General features: G+C 54.2%; 10 protein-coding genes. 6 read left to right on the top strand and 4 right to left on the bottom strand.

Annotated elements, in window-relative coordinates; genetic code table 11:
• Nucleotides 1-26: 26 nt before the first annotated feature.
• The 4 genes from IEX96_RS01230 to IEX96_RS14000 form a co-directional block, all read right to left on the bottom strand.
• Nucleotides 27-2198 (bottom strand): methyl-accepting chemotaxis protein, encoded by a 2172-nt coding sequence (locus tag IEX96_RS01230; protein WP_188873350.1) that lies wholly within the window; start codon nucleotides 2196-2198, stop codon nucleotides 27-29.
• A gap of 160 nt (nucleotides 2199-2358) precedes the next feature.
• A complete protein-coding gene (locus IEX96_RS01225; protein WP_188873349.1) occupies nucleotides 2359-5712 on the bottom strand; it encodes a TonB-dependent receptor in 3354 nt (1117 codons plus the stop codon).
• Nucleotides 5713-6352: 640 nt separating this feature from the next.
• Entirely contained in the window at nucleotides 6353-8662 is a 2310-nt protein-coding gene (locus IEX96_RS01220; RefSeq protein ID WP_188873348.1) for a TonB-dependent receptor, read from the bottom strand.
• A gap of 157 nt (nucleotides 8663-8819) precedes the next feature.
• Nucleotides 8820-9131 (bottom strand): hypothetical protein, encoded by a 312-nt coding sequence (locus IEX96_RS14000; protein ID WP_229773445.1) that lies wholly within the window; start codon nucleotides 9129-9131, stop codon nucleotides 8820-8822.
• A gap of 20 nt (nucleotides 9132-9151) precedes the next feature.
• On the opposite strand from IEX96_RS14000, the gene IEX96_RS01215 reads away from it, so the two are divergent.
• From IEX96_RS01215 to IEX96_RS01190, 6 genes are all read left to right on the top strand, one after another.
• Nucleotides 9152-10429, top strand: coding sequence for an NAD(P)-dependent oxidoreductase (locus IEX96_RS01215; RefSeq protein ID WP_229773444.1), 1278 nt, complete (start codon nucleotides 9152-9154; stop codon nucleotides 10427-10429).
• 2 nt (nucleotides 10430-10431) lie between these two features.
• Nucleotides 10432-11712 (top strand): NAD-dependent dihydropyrimidine dehydrogenase subunit PreA, encoded by a 1281-nt coding sequence (gene preA, locus IEX96_RS01210; RefSeq protein WP_150004725.1) that lies wholly within the window; start codon nucleotides 10432-10434, stop codon nucleotides 11710-11712.
• Nucleotides 11713-11773: 61 nt separating this feature from the next.
• Nucleotides 11774-13093 carry an omega-aminotransferase AptA gene (gene aptA / locus IEX96_RS01205; RefSeq protein WP_150004724.1) on the top strand — a complete coding sequence of 440 codons (1320 nt, stop codon included), beginning with the start codon at nucleotides 11774-11776 and terminating at the stop codon, nucleotides 13091-13093.
• The gene (locus IEX96_RS01200) at nucleotides 13090-14586 is read left to right on the top strand and encodes a CoA-acylating methylmalonate-semialdehyde dehydrogenase (RefSeq protein WP_150004723.1); all 1497 of its coding nucleotides are present in this window, start codon (nucleotides 13090-13092) and stop codon (nucleotides 14584-14586) included. The genes aptA and IEX96_RS01200 overlap by 4 nt, the downstream gene beginning before the upstream one ends.
• 30 nt (nucleotides 14587-14616) lie before the next feature.
• Nucleotides 14617-15486 carry a nitrilase-related carbon-nitrogen hydrolase gene (locus tag IEX96_RS01195; RefSeq protein ID WP_150001888.1) on the top strand — a complete coding sequence of 290 codons (870 nt, stop codon included), beginning with the start codon at nucleotides 14617-14619 and terminating at the stop codon, nucleotides 15484-15486.
• Nucleotides 15487-15518: 32 nt separating this feature from the next.
• On the top strand, nucleotides 15519-17012 hold the full coding sequence (locus IEX96_RS01190) for an NCS1 family nucleobase:cation symporter-1 (protein WP_150004722.1): 1494 nt from the start codon (nucleotides 15519-15521) through the stop codon (nucleotides 17010-17012).
• Nucleotides 17013-17014 lie beyond the last annotated feature (2 nt).

Below are 17014 nucleotides of genomic sequence, written 5' to 3'. Positions count from 1 at the left end.
TTTTTATTCTGGTCCTGCCAAAAGCTTTAAGCTGCTTTGATATCCAGCAGGAATTTCTCGATATCTTCTTTGATTGCTTCTGAAACGGCTGAAAGCTCTTTCGATGCCGCCTTCACTTGATCTGCTGCGGCGCCCGTGTCACGGCTTCCTTCCGCAACTGTTTTGATCCGTGCCGTCACATTATGGGTCAATTGGGCCGCCCGCTGTGCACCCGTGGAAATATCGGCTGTCGCAGCATTTTGCTGTTCTGCAGCCGAGGCAATTTCCACAGCAATTGCCCCCACTTCATCAATGGATTTGGCAATTTTATTGATGGCCAGAACTGCGCCATCAATTGCTGCACGCATACCACGGATCTGACCTGCAATATCTTCCGTTGCGCTGCCGGTTTGTTTTGCCAAGCTTTTCACCTCGCTGGCGACCACAGCAAAGCCCTTTCCGGCCTCACCGGCCCGTGCGGCTTCAATGGTGGCATTCAACGCCAGAAGATTGGTCTGTTCAGAAATCCCAACAATGAACGAAAGGACTTCATCAATCTTCTCGGCACTGGCATTCAATTCCTGCACAGATATATCCGAGCGATTGCTTTCCTCCACAGCATGATCTGCCGCTTGTTTGGCGCGATCGACTTGCCGGGCAATTTCATTGATAGACGCACTCAGTTCTTCCGTGGCCGCAGCCACTGTCTGCACCGTTGACGATGTTTCTTCGGAATTATTCGCAACTTCTGCACTGTCGCGGTTTGCAACAGATGCCGTATCGACAAGGGTATCGGCTGTGGAATCCAGCTCTGTCGAAGCCGATGCCAAAGTGTTTAAGATACTGGCGATTTTAGATTCAAAGCCGGAAATGAGGCTTTCGATCCTTTGGGTTCGGGCCATCCGTGCCTCGTTTTCAGCGCGTTCGCGGGCCAGTTCCTTCTCTGCGGCACCCCTTTCCGCCGCCTCGCGCGCCAATCGATCCTGCTCTTGGCGTTCGGCCGCTTCTTTCGCCTCCTGATCAAGCCGATCCTTTTCAATGGCATTTTCCCGGAAGACCTCAACGGCCCGCGCCATCTGGCCGATTTCGTCTTTCTGGTCTGCGCGCGGGACTGTCACATCTTTATTGCCATTGGCCAGTTCGTGCATCACCGAAGTCATCTGACCAATCGGGCGCACGACCCGACGCAAAATAAGGAACATGCCCCCCACAGAAACAGTCAGCGTCGCGAGCATAAACAAGACAGCCGTATATAATTGCCGCGATCCGGTGTCATTGCGCACCATGGCATCATCCTCGGAAATCGAGGCGGCCACCTTTGAAATGAGAAGCAAGCCATCAATAGCGGCTGTAGATTGCCTGATCCACTCTGGTGCTGTTATCGAATAAGGCTGCCCTGCCAAGCCGGCTTTGTAGACCTCTTGGCGGAGATTTTCAAACCGGCCAAAGAAATGGGCGTCCGCATCGGCAATTGCTGCACGTAACTTGTCATTGGCGATACTGCCTTTGGCGAGGTCCTGCACCTGCTCCCAAGCCAGTTCCACTTGCCCGCGATAGCGAGCAAGGGTTTGTAATTCGGCCGTTCCAATGGCACTGCCATCCGCCAAATGCGCCCCGATCATCGCCCGTTCCCGTCCGGAAAATTCGCCCATCATCCAGGAAAAATGCTTCAAGGCCAAAAGATTGGCCACAATTTCAGCATCGGAAATCTTAAGGCTGACGGTAAGGCGTAAATCCTTACCCTTCAGGATCAGATCGGTCATTGTCGGCACCCATTTCGCCTTCAGAGCAGGATCGCGATCCACCTTTGGATTGTGGATTTGCCGATCAACCTGCTGGCGCAGATCCATTACAGCCCGATATGCCTTTTCCATCCGAGCGAGAGCCGTTTGTCCCCCGGCGAAATCATGGGATGCAATCTCTTCAAGGGCCACTCGATAGGCGGAGTCGGCAGATTCGCGGCGGCCATCAATGATCGCCCGACGTTCAGAGCTCACCGGATTGGTATCGGCCAAGGCTGTGTTGGTTATGCCGCGTTCCACGGCCCAATGTTGGGCTGCCAGCAACAGATTCTGGCCGATGCGGTTGGTGACAAGAATGTCTCTGGCTTGCTGCTTATCACGCCATGCGGAGTAAAGATCACCCCCGGTAAGAGCCGTTAGTCCACTGGCCAAAATGATAATTAACGTGATGAGAATGGTTTTGATGGAAATATTCATATTATCCCTGCCTGATAACGCCCCCATCAGCTGATATTTTCATATCGTGAATTTTATTTAAAAAATTATAAATATTCTTAAAAAAACAGGAAAACCACTTAAAGGCGAATAAAAAAAGGCGGCCGAAGCCGCCTTTCTTATCACTGACTGATCTTTCGGATCAGAATTGGTAGCGTACACCGAACTGAATGGCCCAAAGCGAGCTGTTCACATCGATATCATTGTTCAATCCCGGATCGAAATCACGGAAAACGAACTGCGAACCATCATCGCTCAAGCCCACACCAAGAATGGGAACGCCTTCACCCACATTGCCTCGGTCGAACCGACGCGACACATTCGAGCCATTGTCGATGAGGTTGAGGAAGTTTTCGATGTCGACAAAGACTTCAAAGCTGTCATTCCCGAAGAAGCCAGGCAGATCTTGCGAGAAGCGGATATCCATATCCTTGATCCAAGGATCGCGGAACTGGTTACGCGGTGCAATCTCACCGGCAAACTTGCTCAAGCCGCTGGTTGCGATCAGATCAAACAAGGCTTGCTGATCTTCGGCGCTCAACTGGCTCAAATCCACGCGGGGATCATTGGGGCCGGTTGGCACATAGAAAAGATGCCGTGCTTCATCATCGCTATCACCAAAGACTTCATCCGCATCAGCATCGAACACATAGCTGAAGGCGCGACCCGACCGGGCACTGAAGAACATGGAGAAGGTGCTCTGCAAGCCATCAAAGAACTCTTCCGACACGCTCGCTGCAACCGTAATATTATGCTTGTTAGCGAACTGCGACGGACCCAAAGCCGGTTGGTTGATGACACTGACCGCGACTTCTTCAAAGTTGGAAGAGGCCGTGGAACTGGTGGACGGGTTCACTTCCGACGCATCTGTATAGGCATAACCGAAGGTCAGGTTAACCGAGCCAGGTACGTTAAACATGTCATGCTCGAACAGCTTGGACAGAATGACAGATGCTGTGGTTGAGCTGCCATCTTTGCCATCCACATTGGTGAGAACGATATCTTCATCATCGCCACCAGATGCACAAGCCGCTAGATCCACATTGGAGAAGCCGCCGCGAAGATCGCCATTGAAGGTGGCATTACAACCCGGCAAAAGCGGATTGATCGGGCTGAAGATTGGACGGCCATCCGGAGCCAATTCACCTGTTGGTGTCAGCGCCAGATTCACGAAATCCGGTGCATTGCGACGCTTGCTGTAGATCAAGTCAAACTGGAAATTCCAGTCATCAAAGAACCCGCCGGCAGCATTATCAAAGTCAGTATAATGCGAGAACCCGACATTGAAGCGAGCCAGAGACGGAATGGAGAAATCAGGGTCAACCGCATTCACAGTACCATTATTGCCCGTTGCCTGAGCGATCTGGTCTTGTGTTAGGCAGTTGGGAATGCCGGTGAAATTACCATTGCCATCAAGGACCTGAAGATCTGCATCCGTACAGCTTGGCGACGTTCCGAAGCGCGTATTAACCGTACCGATGGCGCCACCGAAATTCTGGAAGTTATTGGCGAACCACACGGTCGGATCACCGCCGGAGAAGATACCAACGCCACCACGGAATTGGGTATCACCCCAAAGGGTTTCACCGGCATCGTAGCTAAAGCCAAAGCGCGGCTGCAAGATATCAAGCCCGTTGAAAGCCTGCGTATTATCAAAGCCGAACTTTTCTTCGAATTTCGGATTGCGCAGCGGACGATCACTGGAAGCGTACCAATCGTAGCGCAGCCCGAATTGAAGTGTAAGACCGTTCAGCGCTTCCCATTCATCCTGAACATAAAGCGTGTGAATCGAACGGCTAAATTCCGCGGCTGCATCATTGATATCACCGGTAAACGATCCGCTACCCGAAATATTGCGGGCAATACCAGCTTGGAAATTTTCAAGGCCATCGAAGGTAATCGTTCCGGTTGCATCCTGTGCAAACAGGTTGAACACATCCAGTTGATCCAGTTCATAGCCAGCGGTGAAATAATGATCTCCCCACAAATAATTGGCTTTGAACTTCAATTGGTCCGTTTGAACTTTCAGATCATTCGCAGAACGGCTGAAACCGGGGCCGCTAACGATGGACCCGCTTGCCCCATTGGCAGGATTGACCACATTGAGAATTTCGATACGTGGAATAGGCGTTGCATCTTGCGCTTCCCCGCCACCGACCGGGCCTTGGATATCGGTGATATCAATGCGTGATGCCCGGATTTCCGTTGAGAAATTGTCCGTCCAGTTGGAGAACACCCGAGCCGAATAGGATTCCGTTTCCGACCCTTCAATTTCAAAATTGTCGAGGAAGGTGAAATCCGTAAACGCCGTGAAAGCATCATCGGGATCCTGACGCTCTTCCCGCAAACGGGAATAGGTGAAGGAGGCGCGATGATCATCGGTGATTTGCCAATCCAAACGACCAAGAATGCGACGACTTTCATCAGGCAGATTACGGGCAACACCCAGTGTATCGCGGTTATAAACGGTTTCAAACGTATTGGCGATGCTATCGGCCATTGCTTCGGTCAGGAAAGGCAGTTCCTGCGCAAAGCCCGCACCAGACGGGCCGGTATCAACGATCACGCCGCCATCTTGCACTTCTTCATAAGCGCCGAAGAACCACAATTTGTCTTTGATGATCGGGCCACCAAGCGTTGCGCCCCAGTTCCAATCGCGGAAACCACCCTCACGAGCCTGTCTTCCATCAATCTTGGAGCCGGTCAAGCCGCCGGAATTGAACACCCCAAAGGCAGAACCATGGAATTCATTATCACCGGATTTGGTCACCACATTGATGTTACAGCCGGTAAAGGAGCCATATTCCACATCAAAAGGCGCAAATTCAACGGCCGTTTCCCGAACAGCGTCGAAAGGAATCGGCATGTTATTACGGCTTGGGAAGCCCGAGGCATTCAAGCCAAAGCTATCAGAGGTCCGCACACCATCAATGGTGAAGCTGTTGAAGCGGTTGTTGCCGCCAAGACAGCTGATGCTGTCATTATTGCCGCCATCAATGGTGACACGCGGATCGATGCGGATCATATCGCGAATATCGCGGTCGATGGACGGGAAGTTTTCAAGCGTATCAAGACCGAATGCAGCGCTCGGCCCCAAGGCCAATTGTGTCACAACAGAGGCCGCAGCCGTAATCACGATTTCTTCAATATCGCCGGAGCTCAACTGAATATTCAGATTGGCGGCAGAAGACAGGCTGATAAACACGCCCTCGATCTGTTCCGTTTGATAGCGGTCGGATTCGATCAGAACCGTGTAAGGACCACCCACTTCCAATCCGGAGAAGGAGAAACGCCCTTGCCCCGCCGTGGTGCCAGTCGCCGAGCGCCCGGTGCGCGTATTGGTGATCGTGACTTGCGCGCCAGATACGGCATCACCATTTGGCGATGTGACCGTGCCTTGAATGGCAGAGGTCGTTTGCTGCGCCTCCACCTGCTGCACGACCATCATGGCCGGCACGGAAGCGGTGAGCAAAAGCAAAGCCTTTGCCGCTCCCATATAGTTTTTCCTAAACCCGTTCATTTGGACGTTTTCCTCCTGCTTGATACGTCGTGTCGTGAGAACCTTTGCGAACGAACACGAATGTCCCCGAGGTCGATGAATGGACCATGCGCAGATTTTTTTTACAGATCCATGACATGCCAACATTCCGATCTAACGGCTGCATTATTTTTATAACCGTTTGGGCAACCTATCGTCTAACTGTCCCCACATACAACGACTTTTCTATGCCGCTTATTGTCGGCACGCGCCCCATTCGATCGCGTTGCAAGGCCGCATTTTCGCGGAAAATGACGTGAAAATAAACCAGATGGAAAACAAAAAAGCATTTTTTCGTTGTTTTATAAAATGTTACAAACCCCATATCCTCTCGTTTTAGAAAAATGTGGCGCAACGGGCCTTTTCATTGAAATCGGTTTCATTTTCTTGAGGCGCCCTCGTCAAACATCGCAATTTCTCGGCATCTGTTGCCAAATTCCCACAGTCGCGGATGGGCTCGAAACCACCGCCCACTCCCCACCGGACCCCTGCCAAAACCCGCCGATAAACGGGCCAAAAACACAAAAAAGACCCGGCCCTTTTATAAAAAAGGCCGGGCCGTTGATTCGCTCCCCCTGACGGGGCTATGCAGCAGAAATCAGAAATGCTTGGAGAATTTCACCCCGAATTCGCTGCGATCATTATTGCGGATAATCTCGGTGAAACCGGAAAATGCCTGATCCAGACGGCCCACATCATATTGTTCATTGAACACATTGTCGCCGTAGATGGTGGCTGACCAGTTGTTTGCCGCATTTTCATAGCGGATCGAGAAATTCACCAGATCACGGGCATCCAGCTTGTTCTGCTCATTATTGACCGACTGGCCGAACATGGAACTGCGATAGGAATAATCAGCCCGTACGGTGACCAAATCACCATTGCCCATGAAATACTGATATTGCGGCCCAACATTCACAGTCCATTCCGGTGTCAGGGACGGTGTATCGCCCACAGCTACGCCAACGGTGCCCGGCTCGATGCGTTTGATTTCGCTATCCAGATAGCCCACCGAGGTCTGAAGGCTGAAACCGCCGAACTGCAAGGTATTCTCGAACTCGAACCCCAAAGCTTCCGACTTCCCGGCATTGGCGGTGATGGTCACGAAGCCGGCAGGGGATGGGCTGGAGAACGGCAAGGCCAAATCGGTATATTCAGTAAAGAATACCGCGACAGAAGACTGCATGAAATCGAACGGACGGCCCTTGAAACCCAGTTCATGATTGCGGGCAATCGTGGGATCAAAATCCACAAAAGTGTTCGGACCACCGAACGGACGCGGCGGGAAGCCACCACTTTGATAGCCCTTCGATTCCGCATAATAAACATTCAGATTATCGGTCAGATCAAAGGTTGCGGATGCATCCCAAGTGACCTCGTTCCAGTTTTCCGAACGGAACACACGCTGCGCCGATCCCGGATTGCCATCGCCCGTTCCATCAGGGGCCGGCAAGAACCATGGGAAGTTGGTGAACAGGGCATCGGCACTCTTTTTATCATAGGTATAGCGAATACCACCGGCCAGTTTCAGCCGATCAGTAACCTGATAGCCCACATGGGCAAACCCGGCATAGCTGTTGGTTGTCTGGTTGATATCAAAGGTATCGCCCGGCGTGATGAAGGTATTGGGGCCGGAGAAAGTGTCCCCTTCCTCGCGGAAATAATAAAACGCCGTCACAAAATCGAACTTGCCATATTCGCCGTTCAACTGGGCTTCAAAGGAGAACTGGTCCGCCTCGCCTTCTTCGGGGAAGGATTGGAAATCCTGGAAGGCGGTTTCATCATCCAGACCGCCCGTATAATCCGAATAGCGATAGCTGCCCAAAATCTTGAAGCTGAGATTGTCATCAATAAGGAAATCAGCCGTCAAGGAAGTGCCGAACCCCGAATTGGACTGATTGAGAAGATTGCCCTCGGCGGTGTTGGTGTCATCGGGATCGGCCGTAATATCACCAGCGCTGATGGGGCCACCGGGCAGATCAACGGCCGGACCGATGGGATCGGTAAAGAAGCCAAGGCCGGTTTCCGCGAACACGCCGGGACGATCAAGGCCGGGAATGATTTCCGCTGTGGAGGGTGATTGTCCATTTTCACCCTGAACCGCATCGGCGGTCCACATCAAAGACAAACGGTCGCTGGCTTTCCAATCGATCGCCACGCGCCCCGATGCCTCGAACAATTCACCGATTTCCCGCGTCGGCTCAACGATATTGAGCGCTTTGCCAAATCCGTCACGCCGGGTGATATTCCCGGTCACTGACATGCCCAAATTGTCTGCCAGTTCGAAATTTCCATAGAAATTACCAGCGACACGGGCACGCGTACCGGCCTGGATTTCAAACTGGAAGGTTTCTTCATCACCCGGCTTCTTGGTGATGATGTTCACCGCACCACCGATGGTATTCCGGCCATAAAGCGTGCCTTGCGGGCCGCGCAGAACCTCGATGCGTTCCACATTGGTGAGGTTAAGATTGGCGCCCATCTGGCGGCCAAGATACACCCCGTCCACATACACGCCAACGCCCGGATCGGTGGTGATGATATGATCTTGCAAACCGATACCGCGAATGAAAATAGCCGCATGGGCAGGATTGCCGACCCCGAAGCGGGTGACGTTCAAATTGGGAACGGCGCGGTCAATATCCGACACACTGTCAAGGCCGCGCATGGCCATTTCGTCGCCGGAAAGAGCCGTGATGGCCATGGGCGTTGAATAGACCCCTTCCGACCGGCGCTGCGCCGTCACGACAATTTCTTCCAAGGAAAAGACTTTTGGCGCGTCAGATGCCTGATCGTCCTGGGCCATGGCCCCGCCTGTAAAGGCCAGACTGGCAACGGACAGGCTGGCGGATGCAACCGATCCCAATAACGTACTGCGCAAGGCATGCCGCGAAACAAATGACTTCATAGCGTTTTCTCCCATGAATTGTTTTGGCGGCATTCGCAATTCAAACCATACAAAGAATCGCGCACCGCAGCCTTATTGGCTTTTCCGGTCAAGCCGTAACATTTCCTTTTTTTTCGAGCAATAAATTTATCAATTAGTAAAAGGCTCAGAAAAGAAATCAGACCGGGGCAATTGCCTTCACTAATGCAATAAAACAGTGAGCTTTTTTCCATAAAACGCAACGCCCTTGCGTAATTTTCTGATCAAATGGCCAAAAATTTCTTGAATAGGCCAAAAACTTGTTCAATGCTGTATCCATGGCTTCGAAATCATGGGTCCATAAGACAATGACAATCCATAATGGGTCGTCGAAAAACACGATCCACTCTGGCCCACTGTCCGCCCCAAAGCCGTCGAGGAAAGAGCATGACTGCCAGTAGACCGAACCGCCCATCTTCCCCATCACGCGCGGAAAAAATCGACGCAGCATTCCGTGATCTTCATCCCGCATTGACTTCCGGTGCGGCTGTCACCGAAGCCAGTCGCTGCCTTTATTGTTATGATGCACCGTGCATCCGCGCCTGCCCCACGGGGATCGATATTCCCACCTTCATTCACCAGATCCGCTCGGGCAATCTGGAAGGTTCGGCGAAAACCATCCTTGCTGAAAACATCATGGGCGGCACCTGCGCCCGCGCCTGCCCCACAGAAGTGCTGTGCGAAGAAGCCTGCGTGCTGAACAAAGGGGAAGACAAACCCATCCAGATCGGTGATCTGCAACGCCATGCCGTTGATCATCTGATTGAACAGACCCATGCTGGCGCACCCCATCCCTTTCAACGCGCTGCTGCCACCGGGCGATCCATTGCGGTGGTGGGGGCCGGCCCTGCAGGTCTTGCCTTTGCGCACAGGGCGGCCATGCTGGGCCATGATATCACCGTTTATGAATCGCGCCCCAAGCCCGGTGGATTGAATGAATATGGGCTGGCGGAATATAAAATGGTGGATGATTTCGCGCAGCGCGAAGTTGCATTTCTGTTGGGTATCGGCGGCATCAAAATTCGGCATGGCCGGGCTTTGGGGGAAGATATCCAGCTTGAAGCCCTGCGCCAGGCCTATGATGTGGTGTTCATCGGCATTGGCCTTGGGGGCGCTGCCCGGCTTGCTATCGCCGGCGAAGAACTGGATGGCGTGGAAGATGCCCTGAGCTTCATTGAAACCCTGCGCCAGACAAAGCCGAAATCCAAAACCCCCGTGGGCCGTACGGTGGTGGTCATCGGCGGCGGCAATACCGCCATTGATGCAGCCATTCAGGCGAAAAAACTTGGGGCAGAAAGTGTTACCCTTGTTTATAGGCGCGGCGAAGATGCCATGAGCGCCACCGGTTTTGAACGCAATCTTGCCCGGCTCAATGATGTGCAGATCCGGCTCTGGTCACGTCCCAGCGCCATTGAAGGCAATGGCCGGGTGGAAAGCATCGTATTTGAAAAAACCGCCCTCAATGGCGGACGCCTGCAAGGCACCGGCGAAGTCTACCGTTTGCCCGCCGATCATGTGTTGAAGGCCATCGGCCAAAAATTACGCCCCATGGGGCTTGATGGGCTGGCGGCAGAAAACGGCAAAATTCAAATCGGGCCTGATTATCGCACATCCCTTGACGGCGTCTATGCGGGTGGAGACTGTGTTTCAACGGGCGAAGATCTCACGGTGCAAGCCGTTGAAGATGGAAAGCGCGCCGCCGAAGCCGTTCATCAGGCTTTGGCCGCACAATCAGTGGAAAGGGTCTGATCATGGCCGATCTTTCATGTACAATCGCCGGAATTCCGAGCATCAACCCCTTCTGGCTGGCCTCTGCGCCCCCGACAGATAAGAAATACAATGTGGTGCGTGCCTTCGAGAAAGGCTGGGGTGGCGTGGTATGGAAAACGCTGGGGGAAGACCCGCCCGTGGTGAATGTGACCAGCCGGTACGGGCTGCACAAGGATTTCAAGGGCGCAACTCTTGGCATCAACAATAATGAGCTGATTTCCGACCGGCCCTTGGCGGTCAATCTGCGCGAAATCGAAGAATGTCGCCGCGAATGGCCCGACCGGGTGATCATCGGTTCGATGATGGCGGTGATGGAAGAGCGGGCATGGAAAGATCTGGCCATCCGCATCGCCGCAGCCGGCGTTCACGGGATCGAGCTGAATCTGGGGTGTCCGCACGGCATGTGCGAGCGGGGCATGGGGTCTGCCATCGGTCAGGTGCCGGAAATGGTGGAAAAAACCACCCGCTGGGTGCGCGAAGTGGTGGATATCCCCGTCTTCACCAAGCTCACCCCCAATATCACCGATATTTTAGTGCCTGCCGAAGCTGCGCTTCAGGGCGGTGCCCATGCGGTGTCCCTGATCAATACGGTCAATTCCATCATTTCGGTGAATCTGGACCATATGGCCCCCAATCCGATGATTGATAACAAGGGCACCCACGGCGGCTATTGCGGTTCGGCGGTAAAACCCATTGCGCTCAATATGGTGGCGGAAATCGCCCGTAATCATCAGACCCGCGATCTGGAAATCTCGGCCATTGGCGGCATCAATACATGGCGCGATGCGGCGGAATTCATCGCCCTTGGCGCTTCCGGTGTGCAAGTCTGCACGTCGGCGATGCTTTATGGCTTCCGCATCGTGGAAGATATGATTGACGGGCTGTCCAACTGGATGGATGAAAAGGGCTATCGCACGCTGGATGATTTCCGCGGCAAGGCGATCCCCAACACCGTCAATTGGAACGAACTGAATATGAACTTCGATCTGAAAGCCCGGATCGATGAAAAAAGCTGCATTGAATGTGGCCGCTGCCATATCGCCTGTGAGGATACCTCGCATCAAGCCATTCGTATCGAAGCCAAAGATGGTGGCGGACGGCGCTTTGTGGTGATTGATGACGACTGTGTTGGCTGTAATCTGTGCCAGCATGTCTGCCCGGTGGATGGATGTATCGACATGGAAGAGGTGAACAACGGCCTACCCGTTCTTACCTGGCCCGACCATCCAAAGAATCCGGCCAATAAAGCCGCAGCAGAATAAGGCGCCAACCATAATGGCCCGTCCATATATGGAAGACCGCCTTTAATTTTGGGGAAGAGTGATGGATTTACCGCCGAACAATAATCTGGACGCCTATTGGATGCCTTTCACGGCCAACCGGCAGTTCAAGGCGCATCCCCGCATGTTCGTGGGCGCCGAAGGCATGTATTTCAAAACCAGCGATGGCCGCGATGTTTTGGACGGCATTGCCGGGCTGTGGTGCTGCAATGCCGGGCATAAGCGCCCCCGCATCATTGAAGCGGTGAAAAATCAGGTGGAGGAACTGGATTACTCCCCCGCCTTCCAGATGGGCCATCATAAAGCCTTTGACCTGGCAGACCGGCTGGCGCGGTTGATGCCCGGTGATCTCAACCATGTCTTTTTCACCAATTCCGGCTCTGAATCGGTGGAAACGGCGCTCAAAATGGCCATCGCTTATCACCGGGCGCGCGGAGAAGGCCACCGCACCCGCCTGATTGGCCGGGAAAAAGGCTATCATGGGGTGAATTTTGGCGGCATGTCGGTAGGCGGAATGCCCGCCAACCGCAAGATGTTCGGCTCGTTGGTCAGCGGCGTTGATCATCTGCGCCACACCCATGGCATTGCCGGCAATGAATATAGCCGGGGCGAACCGGAACATGGCGCGGAACTGGCCGACGATCTGGAGCGTCTGTGCCAATTGCATGACCCTTCCACCATCGCCGCGGTGATTGTCGAGCCGGTGGCCGGTTCTGCTGGCGTGATCATGCCGCCCAAGGGCTATCTGAAACGCCTGCGTGAAATCTGCACCAAGCACGGCATTTTGCTGATTTTCGATGAAGTCATCACCGGTTTTGGCCGCCTTGGCACCCCCTTTGCTGTCAATTATTTCGGTGTCCAGCCTGATCTTGTCACCACTGCCAAGGGATTGACCAACGGCGTTGTGCCCATGGGGGCGGTGTTTGCGTCCGACACCATCCACGATGCCTTCATGACTGGCCCGGAAAACATGATCGAATTTTTCCACGGCTATACCTATTCCGCCAATCCCATGGCCTGCGCCACCGCCCTTGCCGCCCTTGATACCTATGAAGAAGAAGGCCTGTTCACACGGGGCGCGGACTTGGGCGATTATTGGGCCGATGCCATGCACGGCTTGCGTGGTGCGCCTTATATCAAAGACATCCGCACCATGGGGTTGATCGCCGCTATCGAACTGGACCCCATTGAAGGGGCTCCCACAAAACGCGCCTTCAACGCCTTTTTGAAAGCCTATGACAAAGGCCTGTTGATCCGCACCACCGGCGACATCATTGCCCTGTCTCCGCCCCTGATCATTGAAAAGTCGCACATCGATATGGCCGTTGAAACCGTGCGCCGTGTTTTGGAAGAAATCGAATGACACCCATTCCCCATCTGATCGGCGGAAAGCCGTATGTTCTTGAAAACGCACAGACCGTTCCTGTGTTCAACCCCGCGACCGGTGAGGAAACGGCCCGTCTCGCCATGGGCTGCAGCCATGAAGTGGATGCGGCTGTAAAAGCGGCACAAGAAGCCTTGAATGACTGGTCGCAAATGCCGCCGGCCCGCCGGGCGCATGTGTTGTTCGCCCTTCGCGATGTGATGCACAAACGCCGCGACGATATTGCCCGCACCATCAGTGCCGAACATGGCAAAACCCATGATGATGCCTTGGGCGAAGTGGCCCGCGCTTTGGAAGTGGTGGAATTTGCCTGCGGCATTCCGCATCTGTTGAAGGGCGATTTCTCGCGCCATGTGGCCCGCGATCTGGATGCCTGTTCGGAACGCCAGCCCTTGGGTGTGGTGGCGGGCATCACCCCATTCAATTTCCCGTCGATGGTGCCTTTGTGGATGATCCCCATGGCGCTGGCCTGCGGAAATTGCTTTATTCTGAAACCCTCGGAACGCGACCCGTCCAGCGCCAATCTGATCCATGAGCTGTTTGAAGCGGCGGGCCTGCCCAAGGGCGTTTTGAATGTGGTTCATGGTGGCAAGGCCGCGGTGGATGCCATTTTGGACCATCCGGGCATTTCCGCTGTCAGCTTTGTCGGCTCCACCCCCATTGCAGAATATGTCTATGCCCGCGGTTGTGCGGCTGGAAAGCGGGTGCAAGCGCTGGGTGGCGCGAAAAACCACATGGTCATCCTGCCCGATGCGGATCTGGATCAAGCCGCCGATGCCTTGATGGGCGCAGGCTTTGGCTCGGCCGGGGAACGCTGCATGGCCATTTCCGTTGCCGTGCCGGTGGGAGAAGAAACAGCCAATCGTCTGGTGGAAAAACTGACACCCCGAGTGCAGTCCCTGAAAATCGGTCCCAGCACCGATAAAGATGCGGAAATGGGGCCATTGATCACAAAAGCACACCGCGACAAGGTGGCGGACCTGATCTCGAAAGGCGAAGCAGAAGGCGCGCGCGTTGTGGTGGATGGCCGCGGCTATAGTCTGCAAGGCTATGAAGGCGGTTTCTGGATGGGCGGCACCTTGCTTGATGGCGTCACAAAAGACATGACTGTTTACCGCGAAGAGATTTTCGGCCCGGTTCTGTCTGTTTTGCGGGCCGGAAGCTATGATGAAGCCGTGGGCCTGATCAATGACCATCAATATGGCAATGGCACCGCCATTTTCACCCGTGACGGTGATGCCGCCCGCGATTTCACCCGCCGGATCGAGGTGGGGATGGTGGGCGTGAATGTGCCTATTCCTGTGCCGGTGGGCTATCACAGCTTTGGCGGCTGGAAACGCTCGATCTTTGGCGCACACGGCATTTACGGCCCGGAAGCCGTACATTTCTATACCCGTCTCAAAACCGTTTCAGCACGCTGGCCCACGGGCATACGGGCCGGTGCAGAATTCACCTTTCCCAGCAATGGTTAAAACGACAGCATCTTTCAAGGAGCACGCTTTATGACTAAATTGCGCGGCGGACTAATTCAGATGGGGCTGAAGGCCTCAACCGATAAAGATCCGGAAACCATCCGCAAAGCCATGATCGAAGCCCATATCCCGCTGATCGAAGAAGCCGGTGAAAAGGGCGTGCAGGTTTTGTGTTTTCAAGAGGTGTTCACACAGCCCTATTTCTGCCCCAGCCAGGATACCAAATGGTATGATGCGGCAGAGGCCATTCCCGATGGCCCAACCACAAAGCTGATGCAGGACTATGCCAAGAAATACGAGATGGTCATCGTGGTGCCCATCTATGAAGCCGATGAAGTAACCGGCGTTTATTACAATACGGCAGCGGTGATCGATGCCGACGGCACCTATCTTGGGAAATATCGCAAGACCCATATCCCGCAGGTTTCCGGTTTTTGGGAAAAATTCTTCTTCAAGCCCGGTTCATCCGATTGGCCGGTCTTTGAAACCCGTTATTGCAAGCTGGGCGTTTATATTTGCTATGATCGCCATTTCCCCGAAGGCTGGCGGGCGCTGGCGCTGAATGGCGCGGAATATATCGTCAACCCTTCGGCCACCGTTGCCGGATTGTCAGAATATCTGTGGAAGCTGGAACAGCCCGCCTCTGCGGCCGCCAATGGCTGCTATATCGGTGCCATCAACCGGGTGGGCACGGAAGCGCCGTGGAATATCGGTGAATTCTATGGCCAAAGCTATTTTGTCAATCCGCGGGGACAGATCGAAGCCATCGCAAGCCGTGACAAAGACGAATTGATCATCCACGATATGGATATGGACAAAGTGCGCGAGGTGCGCAATTTGTGGCAATTCTTCCGCGACCGGCGACCGGATAGCTATTATCCCCTTGTTGCAGAAGAATAAACCGAACCAAATAACAAGCGGGGGCACGCCATATGGATGCAGAGAGTTCGCCACAGACTGACAAGCCGGGGGCCCTGTCCCACGATCAGCACGATCCGGCCTTATGGAATGCCGATCTTGCACCCAGTGCCCCCGATGAACGTACATGGGACTGGAAAGCCTTTGCGTCTCTATGGGTCGCCATGGTGGTCTGCGTTCCGGCTTATCTTCTGTCTGGCAGCCTTGTCAGCGAGGGGATGAGTTGGTGGCAGGCGGTTCTCACTGTCTTTCTTGGCAATCTGATCGTTCTGGTTCCAATGATTTTAGTCGGGCATGCCGGTGCAAAACACGGCGTGCCCTTTCCCGTTTTGCTGCGCTCGTCTTTCGGGACGGTGGGGGCGCGGCTGCCTGCTTTGTTGCGTGGCTTTGTGGCTTGCGGCTGGTTTGGCATCAATACCTGGGTGGGCGGATCGGCGATTTATGTGATCCTCAACACCCTTACGGGCGAGGCACTGAAAGGCGCAGCCCTGCCCTTTCTTGGGATCGATCTGGCGCAAACGCTGTGTTTTCTGGCCTTTTGGGCTTTGCATGTGTGGTTCATCCGGCACGGCACGGAATCCATTCGCTGGCTGGAAATGCTGGCGGCCCCCTTCCTGATCGCCATGTCTGTGGCGCTGTTTGTCTGGGCGTGGGTTGAAGCGGGAAGCTTGAGCGCCATGCTGTCCACCAAATCGCAATTCGTGGAAGGCGGGGCCAGAGAAGGACAATTCTGGCCCATTTTCATTGCCAGCCTTACGGCAATGGTAGGATTTTGGTCCACCATGGCGCTTAATATTCCCGATTTCACCCGCTATGCCAAAAGCCAAAAAGATCAGATGCTGGGGCAGGCATTGGGATTGCCTTTGCCCATGGCCCTCTTTGCGCTGATTTCCGTGGCCGTTACCTCTGCCACCACGGTGATTTACGGAGAGGCCATCTGGGATCCGGTGCAACTGGCCGCACGCATGGGCGGTATGGGCGTGGTATTTGCACTGGCGGCGCTTGTTCTTGCCACACTGACCACCAATCTCGCGGCCAATGTGGTGGCTCCGGCCTATGGCTTTTCCAATCTGGCCCCCAAGCGCATTTCCTTCCGCATGGGCGGCTATATCACCGCCGGTATTGGCATCGCCATGTTCCCGTGGAAGCTGATGGAAAGTGCCGGCACTTATCTGTTCACATGGCTGGTGGGCTATTCGGCACTCTTGGGGCCTGTGGTGGGTATTTTGATCGTCGATTATTTCCTGATCCAGAAAACCCGGCTGAAAGTGGACGATTTGTTCGCGTCCGATGGGGTTTATAGCGCCAAAGGCGGCTGGAATTTGGCGGGGCTAAGCGCCTTGATCATCGGGGTGCTGCCGTCCCTGCCCGGCTTTTTATCGGCCACGGAAATCATCGCCAATGTGCCTGCACTGTTCCAGTCCATCTACAGCTATGCATGGTTCGTCGGAGCGGGCACAGCTGGCCTCGTCTATTGGATTTTATCCCGTTTGCGTAAAGGAGTTTGACC

This window comes from Iodidimonas muriae, assembly GCF_014647255.1.
In the GTDB taxonomy this organism is placed as follows: Bacteria; Pseudomonadota; Alphaproteobacteria; order Sphingomonadales; family Rhodothalassiaceae; genus Iodidimonas; species Iodidimonas muriae.
This window is presented reverse-complemented; position numbering and strand designations above follow the sequence as displayed.

Coding starts and splice junctions, on each gene's coding strand:
- IEX96_RS01230 (WP_188873350.1), bottom strand. CDS start 2,198: ATGAATATTTCCATCAAAACCATTCTCATCACGTTAATTATCATTTTG.
- IEX96_RS01225 (WP_188873349.1), bottom strand. CDS start 5,712: ATGGGAGCGGCAAAGGCTTTGCTTTTGCTCACCGCTTCCGTGCCGGCC.
- IEX96_RS01220 (WP_188873348.1), bottom strand. CDS start 8,662: ATGAAGTCATTTGTTTCGCGGCATGCCTTGCGCAGTACGTTATTGGGA.
- IEX96_RS14000 (WP_229773445.1), bottom strand. CDS start 9,131: ATGCTGCGTCGATTTTTTCCGCGCGTGATGGGGAAGATGGGCGGTTCG.
- preA (WP_150004725.1), top strand. CDS start 10,432: ATGGCCGATCTTTCATGTACAATCGCCGGAATTCCGAGCATCAACCCC.
- aptA (WP_150004724.1), top strand. CDS start 11,774: ATGGATTTACCGCCGAACAATAATCTGGACGCCTATTGGATGCCTTTC.
- IEX96_RS01200 (WP_150004723.1), top strand. CDS start 13,090: ATGACACCCATTCCCCATCTGATCGGCGGAAAGCCGTATGTTCTTGAA.
- IEX96_RS01195 (WP_150001888.1), top strand. CDS start 14,617: ATGACTAAATTGCGCGGCGGACTAATTCAGATGGGGCTGAAGGCCTCA.
- IEX96_RS01190 (WP_150004722.1), top strand. CDS start 15,519: ATGGATGCAGAGAGTTCGCCACAGACTGACAAGCCGGGGGCCCTGTCC.